This is a genomic window from uncultured Helicobacter sp. (assembly GCF_937906905.1).
Classification (GTDB): Bacteria; Campylobacterota; Campylobacteria; order Campylobacterales; family Helicobacteraceae; genus Helicobacter_B.
Genome location: NZ_CALERY010000002.1, coordinates 273,497 through 287,610, shown reverse-complemented (window position 1 = coordinate 287,610; position 14,114 = coordinate 273,497). Strand labels below are relative to the sequence as shown.

Here is a 14,114-nt window from a genome sequence, read left to right as displayed (position 1 = left end):
AATAGAGCAACAGGTTGCGGTCCTGTAGGTCGGGGGTTTGAATCCCTCCGAGCACACCACTCTAGCTACATCGATCTACCCTATATTTTGGATTTCCCTATTAGAATTTCTCCTTTAGGATTTTGCATGGCTTTTTCTTGTCATCTCACATATAATTCGACCCCCCCCCGCAGCTGATTTTAGACAAAATACTCACCATATTCTGCCCACGATTTTAGGCATTGTGTTATATGCTTTTTCTCTATCGCTCAATGCTTTTGCAAAAGATCATGCAGAGAAAGATTTTGCAAAACCTAGCCCAGCAAAATCACCATTAGAATCTAGCCCAACCCTTTCACAGCCATGTCAAATACCGCCTAAAAAACCATGTCAAAAGTCTGTGCTTTTCCATTCACTTTTTGCCACTAAATCTCTCTCCTCCCCACGCAATAGCCTATCAATCGGGGTTTTCACAGACTTTAGCAAAAAAAGCTTTGCCGATGTATATGCACTTGGTGTGTATTACGCCCAGCCAAACACATTTTTCCGCATAAATGGCAGAATCAATCTCGAGCTAGAAGCTTTCTTCCCAGCCTTTAATCAAACCTCTCACCCAGCAAATACCAAATCTACCCTAAAACCCCAAATCATCTTTGGCGCAGCGCCAAGACATCATACTTCCACTCTTTAGCTCTAGATTCTATGCAGGGATTGGCATAGGGATTTATATCCGCTCAAATGAAGGTGATGATGGCAGAATCGGCAGTGCCTTTACCTTTGGCGAGCGAGTGTTCGTGGGGTTTTACCATAAACTAGGAGAGCACACAAGCATGAGCTATGAACTCATCATCAAACACTACTCAAATGGTAATCTCGAACGCCCAAACACAGGGTATAACTTCATGGGCATGAATGCTGGCGTGTTGTTTTAGATTCTGCTGCTTATCCGCTTACATAAATGTATGCAGAGTATTTGCCTTTTTCATCCACGCGATAAGCTCTTCCCAGCGATCTTCTTGGATAAGCTTTTCAGCATATAGCATTTCTTTGCCGAAATGATCGATAGCCTCTAAGAGATTTTGTTTATTATGCGCAAACACATCACGCCACATGATAGGCGAGCTTTTCGCCAGGCGGCTCATACCTTTAAACCCACCACCAATGAGTGCTAGGATATTTTGTGGCTCTTCTTGGGAGAGCACAGCATTAGCCAAGGCAAACGAAATAACATGAGGTAAATGTGAGATAAATGCCACATGTCTATCATGCTCCACCGCAGACATAGAAATAAGCCGCATGCCGATAGAGACGAAAATCTGCTTAGCCAATGCAACTTGGAATTCCCCACTTTGGTCTAAATCTGTCAAAATCACAATTTTGTTTTCAAAAAGTCCCTTTTGCGCAGCATTTGGACCATAGTTTTCTGTGCCACTCATAGGGTGTGCGGCAACGAAATTTTTTCTAATGTCTGGGGGGATAGAATCTAAAATCTTTTTCTTCGCGCCACCTAGATCGATGATTGTAGTCGTAGGTGATGGTGCGCGCAGTTTCTGGAGGGTGGAGATGATCCCATCAAGAGGTGTGGCGATGAAAATTACATCGCATTCTTGAATCTCCTCAAACTCCACACACTCATCTACAAGTCCCAAAGAGAGAGCCTGCCTAGAATGCAGTGGGCTTGTATCATAGCCTAGTAATGTCTTAAAAATACTACTCTCTCGAAGTGCCAGCCCCATACTCCCGCCAATGAGTCCTAGCCCAATAATCCCTGCTTGCATGAGAATCCTTTAATCTTTGATCAAATGGTGATGCCAGCGATTATAGCAGATTCTGCGCTTTTGTCTTTGTGTTGGATTCTAGGCATTGCCACGAAAACTAACACACTTGGATTTTACTACTGCGTGCATGCGTTATAGCCACAGCAATAGCATCTGTGATGTCAAGTGGCTTAATTTCTTGCTTAATCCCTAGAATCTGCTTCACCATAAAGGCAACTTGCGCTTTATCAGCTTTGGCTTTACCTGTAATAGTCTTTTTCACTTGTAAGGGAGTGTATTCTGCGAAATTCCCCAACTCTTGCAAAATTTTTAAGCTGATTGCGCCGCGCATTTGGGCAAGCTTTAATACACTCTGCGGATTATGCGCATAAAATATCCCCTCCATCGCCACAGAATCAATATTATGCGCTTTTAGCACAAGATCTATCCCCTCGACAAACTCCAAAATCTGGCTTTGGAGATTTCGCTCTGTGATTTTGATAAACCCCGCTTCTAAAAGTCTTAGCCTAGGGGTGGATTCTAGCACAGCATAGCCACAATTCCTGCTGCCTGGATCAATACCTAAGATAGTCATGTCTGCTCATTTTATGTTTTTTATATCTTGGATTTGTTAGAATCCGCGCTAAAACTAGCATGACTGATTATCTAGCTAGACGCGGAATATCCTAAAACAATTTGTGAAAAATACCAAAAAAATGCAAAAAGTTTTTCACAAATTTTTCACATCGAATTTTTCACATGTGAAAAGCAATCACCCATATTTTGACGCGTTTCTAAGGAGTATATATGATCTGGGACGAAGTGCTTCTCACTATAAAAGACAAAATATCTCCATATGAATTTGACACATACATATCTCTCATGAAATACGATGAGAACGCATCTAGGAGTAATCTAGCTGTCTTCATCGTGCCAAATCCATACATCGAAAAATGGATAAAAACCAAATACACCCAAACCATCGCTGATACATTCGAGCTCCATACTAAAACAAAAACTGAAGTCAAAATTTCTGTCGCCAAAGACAAACAAAATGTGAAAAACTCGCGCCAAAAGGTGCAACGCCACCAGAATCCTAGCCTGCTAAATTCCCAACAGACATTTGATAATTTTGTCGAGGGTGGAAGCAATAAATCCGCACTTATCATCGCAAAATCTGTCGCCGAGCACCAAGCCAAGCTCTATAACCCAGTCCTACTTTATGGACATACAGGTCTTGGCAAAACTCATCTTCTCTACGCTATAGGCAATACCGCCATAGAGCACAACAAAAAAGTTGTCTATATCACCACAGAAGAATTTATGAATGAGTGGCAAAAGCATATACGACAAGGCACCATGGATACATTCCGCGACAATTATAGAAACTGCGACTATCTGCTTATCGATGATGTGCAGTTTTTCAGCGGAAAGGGTGGGCTACAAGAAGAATTTTTTAACACATTTGAAGCCCTCTACAAAAGCCAAAAACAAATCGTCATGACTAGTGATAAACTACCAAAACAGATTCAAGGACTTGAAGAGAGACTTCGATCAAGGTTTGAAGGTGGCATGATGATGGGAATCGAACCCCCAGAAATCGAGACCAAAATCCGCATAATCGAGCAAAAATGCCGTGATAATCAAATCAACATGGAAAAAGACATTATCAATTTTCTCGCAGAAAACATCAACGAAAATGTCCGTCAAATCGAAAGTATCGTGCTGAAACTAAATTTTCATCACTCTGTAACAAACCAAGCATTCAGCATCGCCATGGCAAAAAATGTCCTAAAAGAAATCCAAAAAGAATCAAACGAAGAAATCAGCCTAGAAAAAATCATCGAAGCTGTGGCAAAAGAATGCAATGTCAAACCAAGTGAAATCATTTCCAAATCCAGAATCTCCAAAATCGTCCAAGCTCGGCATCTTGTCATCTACCTCACCCGCACACTCTCAAACATAGATTCTATGGGCATTCTAGCTCAAAAGCTCAATATGAAAGACCACAGCGCAATCTCCAAAGCTTTCACACAGATTGTAAAAAAAATCGAGCAAGACGAGCAGCTCAAACGCCTCACACAGAATCTCAAAGCCAAAATCCAAAACGAAAAAACTCTCTAATTTCATGAGAATTTTGCTAAAATAAGTGAAAATAAGTGAAAAATACTTACCTATGCCAGAGCTTACTAAACTTCGTATTTAAGGGCTTTAGAAAGCTTTTTCACTTTTTCACAGCCCCTACTAATACTACTAAAATTTTAAAAGGAGAATAGCGATGAAAATCACGCTCAACAAAAATAACTTCGAAATCGTGCTCAATAATTTCCAATCATTTCTCGATAAAAAGGACTCTTCACAAATCACATCTCACATCTATCTTGAAACTATCGATAATAAACTCCTCCTCAAAGCCACAGATTATGAGGTTTCTATTCAATCGAAAATCGATATTCTCGAAAAGCTCGAAGATGGAATCGCCACAATTGAAGGGAAAAAGATTCTCTCTATCATTAAACCACTTGATAATGGAGAAATCACCTTAGAGACAAAAAATGGTCAAATCATGATCAAACAAAAAACTACAGAAGTCGATCTCCCTACATTCAACGCCGCAGAATTTAACAATGCGACGAAATTCCCGGAAATTACAGATTCTGATACAAAAATCAATCTAGATTCTATCGCCTTTATCGAAGCTATTAAAAAAGTCGCCGTCGCAGCAGACACCCCAAAAGTCGATATGCATAGGATTGAGCTCTCTGGCACACTACTTGATGTCAAAGATTATCATTGTAATTTCGTAGGCACGGACACTAGACGACTTGCAATTATCCGCCAAAATACTCAATCCGTGGGCGCACAAATCTCTATCATCATTCCTAAACGCGCGATTATGGAGATTTCTAAACTCTTCTATGATGAATTTGAAATCTATATCAACAAAAAACCAGAATCTGACCCTACAATGCTTTTTATCAAATCCCAAAACTATATTTTCTCCACAAAACTTATCAATGGTAGATACCCAGATTATGAGAAAATTGTCCCAAAGGAGTTTAAATTTGAATCCAAACTTCCCAAAAGTGAGATGATCAAAGCTATCAAAAAAGTTAATTCTCTCTCTACAAATGTAAAAATCACGCTGGATTCTCAAGGGCTGTTTTTCGAATCAATGAATGCTGAAAGTGGGGAAGTCGCGCGGGATAAAATCGAACTCTCACTTACTATCACAGAATCTATCACACTTGGTATGAATTCTAAATATATTCTTGACTTTTTGAATTTTGTCAGTGGTGATGAGTTTGAAATTCTCATCAACGAAAGCAATATGCCATTTATGGTGCGTGATAATCAATACTCTACAATCGTTATGCCTGTTTTGTGTTAGCACTGCCCAGAATCTAAAGGAACACTATGCAAGAAAAATCTTACACCGGGCAGAATATTAAAGTCCTAAAAGGGCTTGAAGCTGTCCGCAAACGCCCAGGAATGTATATCGGTAGCACAAATATCAATGGTTTGCACCATATGGTATATGAAGTGGTGGATAACTCTGTTGATGAAGCGATGGCAGGATTTTGTGATCGTATTAGTATTACACTCACAAAAGAGGGCAGCGCGATTATCGAAGACAATGGTCGAGGGATTCCCGTAGATATCCACCCCACAGAGCAAATCCCCACCGCTACTGTGGTGCTAACAGTGCTGCACGCTGGGGGAAAATTTGATAGTGAAGTATATAAAGCTTCTGGTGGTTTGCACGGAGTTGGGGTCTCTGTTGTTAATGCTTTATCAAAGAAGCTCATTATGACAATCCACAAAAACGGCAATATCTATCGTCAAGAATTTGCCGCTGGGATTCCTACTTCAGAGCTAGAAATCATCGGTGAAACTAAGAAAAACGGCACGATTATTGAATTTTTCCCTGATGGTAGCATTATGGAAGTCGTGAAGTTTGACAAAGATGTTCTCACACGCAGATTCAAAGAAATGGCGTATCTAAACCAGAATCTAACGATTGATTTTATCGATGAACGCTGTGATTTTAGGGAATCATATCATTTTGAAGATGGGCTTATGCAGTTTATACAAGACATTAACAAACGCCCAGCTATCGCCTCGACAATCTATTTCAAAGGCACTGATCAAGACACTGAAATGGAAGTTGCGCTTGTATATAATGAGGGCTTTGATGAAAATGTCCTAAGCTTTGTGAATAATATCCGCACGCCAGATGGAGGGACACATGAAGCGGGCTTTAGGGCAGGGCTTAGTCGTGTGATTATGAACTACATCGAGGCAAACGCTAACGCACGCGAAAAAGACATTAAGGTTACAGGTGATGATGTGCGTGAGGGACTGGTGGCAATCATTTCTACACGCATTATTGATCCGCAGTTTGAGGGGCAGACAAAAGGCAAGCTAGGAAGCTCATTTATCAAGCCAATTATCCAAAAGCTTACATTTGAGCGATTAAGCAAATATTTTGAAGAGAATCCAAATGATGCAAAAGCTATTATGCAAAAAGCATTGCTCGCTGCTCGCGGGAGGGAAGCAGCTAAAAAGGCTAGAGAGCTTACACGCAAAAAAGAAGGATTTTCCGTAGGGACATTGCCCGGAAAGCTTGCTGACTGCCAAAGTAAAGACCCTGCAGAATCCGAAATCTATCTTGTAGAGGGAGATTCTGCAGGTGGCTCTGCCAAGCAGGGGCGTGATCGCGCATATCAGGCGATTTTACCACTTCGTGGAAAAATCCTAAATGTCGAGAAATCTCGCCTAGATAAAATCCTAAAAAGTGAAGAAATCAAAAATATGATTACTGCTTTTGGCTGTGGGATTGGCGAGGATTTTAGCCTTGAGCGCCTACGCTATCATAAAATCATCATTATGACTGATGCTGATGTTGATGGAAGCCATATCCAAACGCTGCTTATGACATTTTTCTATCGCTATTTGAAGCCACTTGTGCAAAATGGTCATATCTACATTGCGCAGCCCCCACTCTATCGCCTTCAGCTAAAGAAAAATAAGAAAAAAGAGCTCTATCTTAAAGACGACAAAGCATTAAGTGAATTTCTCATAGAAAACGGCATTGAGAACTTCACATTTGAGGGTGTGGGTGAGAAAGAGTTGCTTGAGATTTTAAAGCGAATCTCTCACTATCGCCTTATCCTAAAAGAGCTTGAGAAACGCTATGCGATGATGGATATCGTGCGGTTTTTGATAGAAAATAAAAGTGCGCGCGAGCTTGGGTTCGCAGAGATGTTTAAAGAGATTGAAAAATTTCTGCCAACTATTGAGTGCAATATTCTTAATAAAACCATTGCACAAGATTTTCTCACTCTCTATGTGCAAACCCCCACAGGGCTTGTAGAAATCACGATTAGCCAAGAGCTATTTGTGAATAATTTTTTCAAAGAGGCATGTGATATTTATGAGAAAATCCAGGAGCGGGATTTGGCGTTTTTAGAGGGGAAAAACATCATAAAAGCACTTGAAGAAATCGAGGAATCCACGAAAAAAAGCTACGATATGCAGCGCTATAAAGGTCTAGGAGAGATGAATCCCGAGCAGCTATGGGAGACGACCATGATCCCTAGCAATCGCACACTTTTGCGTGTAACACTACCAGATGAAGAGGAAGCAGATAGGATTTTCACGCTGTTTATGGGCGATGAAGTCGAGCCTAGAAGAGAATATATCCAGCTACATGCCAAAGATGTGAAAAACCTTGATGTCTAAGATTTTGCTTGAGATTTGAGCTAGCATGTTTGAGCAAGAGAAAATCACCATAATCGATGGGGTAGAAATCGTTTCAAGTGGCATTGATTATCTCTCTATGGGAGTGTTTGTGCTTATTTGCGTGGCGAGCTTTTGTGTGTATTTTTTGCCAAGTTTTATCGCGCTTATGCGACATCATAGTGATAAGGTGCTTATTATTGTAGTGAATGTGTTTTTTGGCTGGAGTGTGCTAGGGTGGATTCTAGCGCTTGGTTGGAGCTTGCTACGCCGTTAGAATCTAGTTATTGTAAGCCGTAGAAATTGTTGTGTTTTGTTATTTTTCCTACTTTTTGCGAGATTCTACTGCAAAATGTGCATCGCTACACCGATAAATTAGCTCGCAATGAGATAAAACTCGCTTGCTTGAAAGTCCTAGAGTCCAATATCCAATCCCACAGGGCAATGATCACTCCCTAGAATCTCTGGGTAAATGCTCGCACTCTTTAGTCTAGAATCCAAACCTTTAGAGCAGAGAAAGTAATCAATCCGCCATCCTGTGTTATTTGCTCTAGCCTTGCCCATATAGCTCCACCAAGTATAAGCCCCTTGCTTTTCAGGGTAAAAGTGGCGGTAAGTATCTGTGAAGCCAGAATCTAAAAGCTGGCTCATTTTCTCTCTTTCTTCATCGGTAAAGCCTGCATTTCTGCGGTTTGTTTTTGGGTTTTTTAAATCAATCTCTTTATGCGCGACATTGAGATCACCGCAGACAATTATGGGCTTTTTAGATTCTAGGGCTTTCAAAAATGCGCGAAAGTCATCTTCCCACTCCATTCTGTATTCTAGGCGTTCTAGCTCCCTTTTAGAATTTGGCGTATAGACATTGACAAGATAAAAATCGCTATATTCTGCGGTGATAATGCGTCCTTCTTTGTCGTGGTGGGCGATCCCCATATCATAGCTAACACTTAAAGGCTCTTGCTTGCTAAAAATTGCCACACCAGAGTAGCCTTTCTTCTCTGCACTATTCCAGTATTCATAGTAGCCGCTGAAGTCAAATTCTGCTTGATCTCTGTGCATTTTTGATTCTTGGATACAAAACACATCTGCATTTACAGCGTTAAAAAACTCCATAAATCCCTTATTCATACACGCTCTTAGCCCATTGACATTCCAAGAAATCAATTTCAATGTAAATCCTTAAATGATGAAATACGCGATTATAGGCTAAAAGTTCTTATTATTCCCATAATTTAAGCGGATTTTTAATCAAAGTAAGGCAGAATCTAAATTTACTTCATTTTGCCTATGGCTCGATAGCTCAGTCGGTAGAGCAGGAGACTGAAAATCTCCGTGTCGGTGGTTCGATTCCGCCTCGAGCCACCACTCTTCTTTTTAATAATTTTTCATTCTTTTTATGATAAGTATTTTTATCTTTTACATACATTGTGCTACATTAACTCATTTGCCTTTGCAAAGGATTTGATAATGGCGCGGATATTTTTATTCATTTTCTTACTCTGTAATCTTACTTGGGCTTACAAATGTCATTATGGAGTTCGCTGCCAAGATTCTCGTATAGGGCTTGGTGGATATTATGCACATTTAAACTCGCCGCGTGTTGGCACGCACAATGGTGGTGGCTTTTTCACTTTGCAAGAAGATTTATATTTGAAGTGGTTCTATCTAGGTGGAGAGCTATTGGCTGGAGTTGGTGGCTCGTCAATGAGCGGCATAGCAAGCGCAAGTGGTAAGTATGAGAGTATCAGCGATAGAAATTGGCTTGCTCTTGTTACGATCAATGCTGGGGCGAATCTTGGCTCATTAGAGAAGCCTACATTTTTGTATATGTCATTTTCTACAGATTTATACGATGTAGGGTTTGAAAATAATCGTGGGAGATTTAGGGATTTTGGGCTTTTTCTTGGTGTGGGGGCGTTTCATAGGATAATGCTTACAGATAGATTTGCACTAGAGCCTAGAGCTAATATCGCTTGGAATGCCACACGCCGACTTGCTGGCTATGGCTATAATGTGCTCTCTAGCGATGTTGCTGGTGCGTTTGATGGCAGCTACAAAGCAGAGCTATCTCTAGGGATACTCTATCGTGGCAATGCTTACAATAGTGTAGAAGATCTAGGTGAAGTGCTTGCACAAAAATCAAGCTTTGAAATGCCAGATTTCTACGCCAGAATCAAGGGAGTGTATTATCATATGAATGCCCTTACTATGCCCTATTTAGATACACAGACACTCCACCACCCTGAAGCAAATAATTTTGCGCTTATGCTTGAGTTTGGTATAGGGCTTAATGCGCCGTTTAATTGATAAAGCCTAGTAGGTGTAGTTTTGGCTTCTGTGTAGATAAGGATTAAAACACTAGCATTTCGCGTTTGATTTTATTGAGTTTATCGATTTGCTCTTTTAGTGCATCGACTTGTTCGTTTATTTGCTCTAACACCGCCATTTTTAGCTCTTCTGGCATATCCATAGAGCCGCGTTTTATCATTATATAATCCACAAAGCTAATCTTCCCCATACCAAGTAGGATTTGGATTTCATCGCGGATTTCTTCGATTCTAATGATTATTTCATTGATTTTTTCAAACATTTTTGCTCCTTATGGTGTGATACCTTCGCTAAGAAGAGTATGGATATGCAAAACCCCTAGAATCCACTTTTTTTCATCTGTGATGACAAGCAGCTGGATTTTGTTTGCTTCTATGATTTTTAGGGCTTCTTTGGCTAGGAGATTGGGATTTTGGCAGGTTTTTGGATTCTGTGTGGCGTAGGTGATTGCATTGGCATTGATGTCAAAATCACTTCTCATCATAGCTCGCCGCAAATCTCCATCACTAAGCACTGCTATAAGCGCGTTGTTTTCGGCTATCAGCGCGCTTCCAAGCCGCTTTTGCGTCATTGTGATGATGGCATCTTTGAGCGGTGTTTGCGGGGAGATGATGGGGAGATTGTCTTTTTGCATAAGATCGGCGATTTTGACAAAGAGTTCTTTCCCCAAGCTTCCGCCCGGGTGCAATGCGCCAAAGTCGTATTTGCTAAAATTTCTTGCTTGTATGAGACAGGCTGCTAGGGCATCGCCCATAGCTAGGGTAAGAGTAGTGGAGCTCATTGGGGCGGCTTGTATGGGGCAGGCTTCTTGCTCTATGGCAATAGGTAGGAAATAATCCCCAAGCTTACTTAAAGCAGAGTCTGTGGCTTTGCTCATTGTGATGATGACATCTGCAAGGCGTTTGAAATGCGGCATTATCGCTAAGATCTCACTGCTCTCTCCGCTATAACTTATGGCTAAAATGATGTCATTTTCTCCTATCATTCCAAGATCGCCGTGCAGAGCTTCGGTGGGGTGGAGAAAGAAGCTCGGTGTGCCTGTGCTAGCAAGTGTAGCGGCGATTTTACTGCCGATATGCCCACTTTTCCCCACACCACAGACAATAAGCTTGCCGCCTTTATCCGTAGCTTTAATAATGGATTCTATAATGGGAGTCCAAGCAATGTGCGCACATTTTTGGGCTGTGTTTTGCAGCTCTTTTGCTTCTAGGAGTAAAACTTCGCGTGCGATTTGCGCGTATTTGGCAGAATCTAGGCTAGATTCTGCTTGCTTTTGTGTGTGGCTCATCGCGTGGCTCTTATGCAGTAAAGATATGGAGCATAATCGCAGGGTATTTTTTAAGCTTTTTGAAGAGTAGTTTTCTTGTGAGATTTCGTATCTCTCCTTCTAAAAGCTTTTTATTGCTAATCACCTCTGGCTTTATCGTGCGGATAGACATTTCAAGCGCACCTTGGAGCTCTTTTTGTAGCTCATCTTGCTCTTTTTGATTTGCTATGCCTATCATCTCTATTTCTAGGGAGCGGATTTTCTGCTCGCTTTGTGCGATGAAAGCCACCATACTCACAAGCCCAGCATCTGCTAGATCTTGGCGATCTTTGATCGTGCTAGAATCCACTTCTTTGCACGCTTGATTATCGATGAAAACTTTGCCGGATTTGACATTACCAACTTTGCGCATATAGCTTGGATTGACCTCAATTTGATCGCCATCTTCCATAAGTAAGATATTTTTCTCTAACACACCGCATTTAATAGCAGTATCTTTGTGCTTGGCGACATGGTTATACTCTCCGTGAACTGGGAGGAAAAATTTGGGCTTGATGAGTCGCAGCATAAGCTTTTGCTCTTCTTGTGCGGCGTGCCCGCTAACATGGATTTCGCTAAAGTCTTGGTAAGCTACGCTTGCTCCTGCTTTCATTAAGAAATTTAGCACCGCTGATACGGAGCCTTCATTGCCCGGGATTGCTTTGGCAGAGAGTATGATTAAATCGCTTGATTTGATTTTGACATGTCTATGCTCATCTGTCGCCATACGATATAGCGCGCTCATCGTCTCGCCTTGTGAGCCTGTGGTAACGATTAGAATCTCGTGCTCTGGGTATTTTTCTACTTCGTGCGCCTCGATGAAAATGGAGTTTGGCAAATCGATATAGCCTAATTCTCGTGCTATGTCGATATTTTTCTCCATTGATCGCCCTATGACACAAACTTTGCGTCCATATTTGATCCCATAGGTGATCGCTTGATACACGCGGTGGATATTGGAGCTAAAAGTGCTCATTATCACGCGTCCTTGCGCGCTTTTGAAAAGTGAGTCAAATGTCGGTCCTACAACTGCTTCACTTTGTGTGCAGCCGCTTTTGTGTGAGTTTGTAGAATCACTAAGCAGTAGCATAACGCCTTGCTCCCCATAATGCGCTAGGCGGTGTAAATCGGTGGGGAGATTGTCAATGGGCGTGTGGTCGATTTTGAAATCTCCTGTGTGGAAGATAATGCCTGCTTCTGTTTTAATCGCAAGCGCGGAAGAATCGATGATAGAGTGTGTGATATGTATCCACTCTATTTCAAAATCTCCAATTTGCACAGGCTCGCGCTTTTGAATGACTTTGAGCATAGGGCGGAATTTCTTTAGCCCGTGTTCGTCAAATTTCGCCCCAATCATTCCAAGTGCTAGGGGCGTGCCATAGAGGGGGAATTGCAATTCTTTGAAAAGATAGGGCACTGCGCCGATGTGGTCTTCGTGTGCGTGGGTGATGATAACGCCAGCGATTTTGTCTTTTATGCTGTGGAGATAAGTAAAATCTGGGATCAAAATATCCACGCCGTGCATATTTTCTTCTGGGAAGCTCATACCCACATCGATGATAATGGCAGACTTCTCTGTCTCCATTACCATCATATTGCCGCCGATTTCTCCTAGCCCACCAAGTGGCGTGATACGCACGCTGGCTTTTGTGTTGAGATTGAGCTTGTTGTGTGGGTTTAGGCTGTTTTTTTGGATTCTAGTGTTTGTCTCTACACCTTTTTTCAAGTCTTTGTGGAATGCTAGATTTCCTCGCTCACTTGCTCCTTGCACTTCTCTTGCGCCACTTTGATTCTCTTGGCGGTTGCGGTTGGGCCACTGGCGTCTTTGCTGCTCGCCTCCTCTGTTGGTATTTGGATTGATGTTTGCGCCTCTATTTGGATTCTGTTGAGGGCTTGAGTTGTTTTGTGTGTTGGCTTGCTGGTTGTCTTTCTTAAACCTCGGGTTAAAAAATCGACGCTTTTGTTGAGATTTCTCGCTGATACTATTTTGTGTGTGGTTCTCGTTCATGAATGTCCTTTAAGTGAGTTGTAAATGTGGTGATACTTTTGTGTGCTAACTTCGTGAGGTCGCGCATTTGTGGAGATAGATTCTCGCTCGAAAATCTCGAGTAGATTCTGGCTGCTTTGGCACAGATAGGGCTGGAGATTTGTATAGAGCTTCTTGCGTGGTGCGCTGAAAGCAGCTTTGAGCATGGATTCAAAGTCTTTCTCTATAAAAGCATTCTCATAGCGTCTAAGTCGAAAAACTGATGAAGTAACCTTTGGCACAGGAGTGAAATTCTCCGCTCCTACATCAAAAAGTAGCTCGATTTCTCCCACACTCTGCGCAAGCACACTTAACGCGCAAAAATCGCTGTCGTGTGCGCTGGCACAGAATTTCAAAGCGACCTCTTTTTGTGTCATCACGACAAACCCTTCGCACAAGCGATCATGCAAGAGATTGAGCACAATGCGAGTAGCGATATTGTATGGGAGATTAGAGACGAGGATATAGGGCTCGTTGGCAAGCCAGCCAGCTGACTTTAGATTCTCCCTCTGCTCCGCCTCTGCCCCAGAATCCATATCAAAAGGGATAGATAAAACATCTCTATGCACAAGCTCGAATTGATGAGTGAAAGTGCGTGATGAAAACTTCTGCAAAACAAAAGAACACAGATCGGCATCGATTTCATAAGTCGTAAGACTCGAGAGAGACAAAAGCCGCTCTGATAAATCACCCAAGCCAACCCCGATTTCTATAAGCTTTTGACCTTGTAGTAGTTCGGCGCTTGCTTGGAGGATTCTTTCGAGTATGAACGGATTGTGTAAAAAATTCTGTCCAAAATGCTTTTTCGCTCGCATCTATCCGCTCGCATTTATCTAAAATCCCTAACATTGTATCGAGTTTTTCTTATATCTGCTTTACAAAAATTGATAAAGTTAATGGATTTTAGGAGAATTTTATATCTCTGCATTATACTTTGCAATTCATTTTGGAAATTTAGTGGGCACTATTTGCTATA

Annotated in this window: 14 protein-coding genes and 1 tRNA gene; 8 read left to right on the top strand and 7 right to left on the bottom strand. The window is 41.6% G+C overall.

Going from position 1 to position 14,114, the window contains the following annotated elements:
* Window positions 1-223: 223 nt before the first annotated feature.
* Together Q0171_RS01415 and Q0171_RS01410 are read left to right on the top strand one after the other, a co-directional pair.
* Window positions 224-670: a hypothetical protein gene (locus Q0171_RS01415; protein WP_299325866.1), complete on the top strand. Its 447-nt coding sequence runs from the start codon at window positions 224-226 to the stop codon at window positions 668-670.
* Window positions 633-911: an acyloxyacyl hydrolase gene (locus Q0171_RS01410; RefSeq protein WP_299325864.1), complete on the top strand. Its 279-nt coding sequence runs from the start codon at window positions 633-635 to the stop codon at window positions 909-911. Before Q0171_RS01415 ends, Q0171_RS01410 begins: the two co-directional genes overlap by 38 nt.
* An 18-nt stretch (window positions 912-929) precedes the next feature.
* Here the strand turns inward: Q0171_RS01410 and Q0171_RS01405 are convergent, their stop codons facing one another.
* Together Q0171_RS01405 and ruvC are read right to left on the bottom strand one after the other, a co-directional pair.
* On the bottom strand, window positions 930-1,757 hold the full coding sequence (locus Q0171_RS01405; protein ID WP_299325862.1) for a prephenate dehydrogenase: 828 nt from the start codon (window positions 1,755-1,757) through the stop codon (window positions 930-932).
* Between the two features lie 97 nt (window positions 1,758-1,854).
* Window positions 1,855-2,331, bottom strand: coding sequence for a crossover junction endodeoxyribonuclease RuvC (gene ruvC, locus Q0171_RS01400; protein ID WP_299325860.1), 477 nt, complete (start codon window positions 2,329-2,331; stop codon window positions 1,855-1,857).
* A gap of 212 nt (window positions 2,332-2,543) precedes the next feature.
* Between ruvC and dnaA the strand changes: the two genes are divergently transcribed.
* The 4 genes from dnaA to Q0171_RS01380 all read left to right on the top strand — a co-directional run bounded on the left by dnaA (window position 2,544) and on the right by Q0171_RS01380 (window position 7,755).
* The gene (gene dnaA / locus Q0171_RS01395; RefSeq protein ID WP_299325858.1) at window positions 2,544-3,860 is read left to right on the top strand and encodes a chromosomal replication initiator protein DnaA; all 1,317 of its coding nucleotides are present in this window, start codon (window positions 2,544-2,546) and stop codon (window positions 3,858-3,860) included.
* Between the two features lie 154 nt (window positions 3,861-4,014).
* Window positions 4,015-5,127 (top strand): DNA polymerase III subunit beta, encoded by a 1,113-nt coding sequence (gene dnaN / locus Q0171_RS01390; RefSeq protein WP_299325856.1) that lies wholly within the window; start codon window positions 4,015-4,017, stop codon window positions 5,125-5,127.
* 26 nt (window positions 5,128-5,153) lie between these two features.
* Window positions 5,154-7,481 (top strand): DNA topoisomerase (ATP-hydrolyzing) subunit B, encoded by a 2,328-nt coding sequence (gene gyrB, locus Q0171_RS01385; RefSeq protein WP_299325854.1) that lies wholly within the window; start codon window positions 5,154-5,156, stop codon window positions 7,479-7,481.
* Between the two features lie 25 nt (window positions 7,482-7,506).
* Complete coding sequence (locus Q0171_RS01380; protein WP_299325852.1) at window positions 7,507-7,755, top strand: superinfection immunity protein; 249 nt, start codon at window positions 7,507-7,509, stop codon at window positions 7,753-7,755.
* Window positions 7,756-7,892: 137 nt separating this feature from the next.
* Here the strand turns inward: Q0171_RS01380 and Q0171_RS01375 are convergent, their stop codons facing one another.
* Window positions 7,893-8,648 carry an exodeoxyribonuclease III gene (locus Q0171_RS01375; RefSeq protein ID WP_299325850.1) on the bottom strand — a complete coding sequence of 252 codons (756 nt, stop codon included), beginning with the start codon at window positions 8,646-8,648 and terminating at the stop codon, window positions 7,893-7,895.
* A gap of 119 nt (window positions 8,649-8,767) precedes the next feature.
* Between Q0171_RS01375 and Q0171_RS01370 the strand changes: the two genes are divergently transcribed.
* A tRNA-Phe gene (locus Q0171_RS01370) sits at window positions 8,768-8,843 on the top strand.
* Window positions 8,844-8,945: 102 nt separating this feature from the next.
* Window positions 8,946-9,785, top strand: coding sequence for a hypothetical protein (locus Q0171_RS01365; protein ID WP_299325848.1), 840 nt, complete (start codon window positions 8,946-8,948; stop codon window positions 9,783-9,785).
* Between the two features lie 43 nt (window positions 9,786-9,828).
* Here Q0171_RS01365 and Q0171_RS01360 read toward each other — a convergent pair whose 3' ends face one another.
* The 4 genes from Q0171_RS01360 to rsmA are packed head-to-tail and all read right to left on the bottom strand — an operon-like array spanning window position 9,829 to window position 13,953.
* Window positions 9,829-10,068, bottom strand: coding sequence for a DUF2443 family protein (locus Q0171_RS01360; protein ID WP_023929689.1), 240 nt, complete (start codon window positions 10,066-10,068; stop codon window positions 9,829-9,831).
* A gap of 9 nt (window positions 10,069-10,077) precedes the next feature.
* The gene (locus Q0171_RS01355; protein WP_299325846.1) at window positions 10,078-11,094 is read right to left on the bottom strand and encodes a KpsF/GutQ family sugar-phosphate isomerase; all 1,017 of its coding nucleotides are present in this window, start codon (window positions 11,092-11,094) and stop codon (window positions 10,078-10,080) included.
* Between the two features lie 10 nt (window positions 11,095-11,104).
* A complete protein-coding gene (locus tag Q0171_RS01350) occupies window positions 11,105-13,120 on the bottom strand; it encodes a ribonuclease J (protein ID WP_299325844.1) in 2,016 nt (671 codons plus the stop codon).
* Window positions 13,117-13,953: a 16S rRNA (adenine(1518)-N(6)/adenine(1519)-N(6))-dimethyltransferase RsmA gene (gene rsmA / locus Q0171_RS01345; RefSeq protein WP_299325842.1), complete on the bottom strand. Its 837-nt coding sequence runs from the start codon at window positions 13,951-13,953 to the stop codon at window positions 13,117-13,119. Before rsmA ends, Q0171_RS01350 begins: the two co-directional genes overlap by 4 nt.
* Window positions 13,954-14,114 lie beyond the last annotated feature (161 nt).

Excerpts from the sequence above, each read along its gene's own strand:
- Q0171_RS01405 (WP_299325862.1), bottom strand. The coding sequence starts at position 1,757 with ATGCAAGCAGGGATTATTGGGCTAGGACTCATTGGCGGGAGTATGGGG.
- gyrB (WP_299325854.1), top strand. The coding sequence starts at position 5,154 with ATGCAAGAAAAATCTTACACCGGGCAGAATATTAAAGTCCTAAAAGGG.
- ruvC (WP_299325860.1), bottom strand. The coding sequence starts at position 2,331 with ATGACTATCTTAGGTATTGATCCAGGCAGCAGGAATTGTGGCTATGCT.
- Q0171_RS01365 (WP_299325848.1), top strand. The coding sequence starts at position 8,946 with ATGGCGCGGATATTTTTATTCATTTTCTTACTCTGTAATCTTACTTGG.
- rsmA (WP_299325842.1), bottom strand. The coding sequence starts at position 13,953 with ATGCGAGCGAAAAAGCATTTTGGACAGAATTTTTTACACAATCCGTTC.
- Q0171_RS01350 (WP_299325844.1), bottom strand. The coding sequence starts at position 13,120 with ATGAACGAGAACCACACACAAAATAGTATCAGCGAGAAATCTCAACAA.
- dnaA (WP_299325858.1), top strand. The coding sequence starts at position 2,544 with ATGATCTGGGACGAAGTGCTTCTCACTATAAAAGACAAAATATCTCCA.
- Q0171_RS01380 (WP_299325852.1), top strand. The coding sequence starts at position 7,507 with ATGTTTGAGCAAGAGAAAATCACCATAATCGATGGGGTAGAAATCGTT.
- dnaN (WP_299325856.1), top strand. The coding sequence starts at position 4,015 with ATGAAAATCACGCTCAACAAAAATAACTTCGAAATCGTGCTCAATAAT.
- Q0171_RS01360 (WP_023929689.1), bottom strand. The coding sequence starts at position 10,068 with ATGTTTGAAAAAATCAATGAAATAATCATTAGAATCGAAGAAATCCGC.
- Q0171_RS01355 (WP_299325846.1), bottom strand. The coding sequence starts at position 11,094 with ATGAGCCACACACAAAAGCAAGCAGAATCTAGCCTAGATTCTGCCAAA.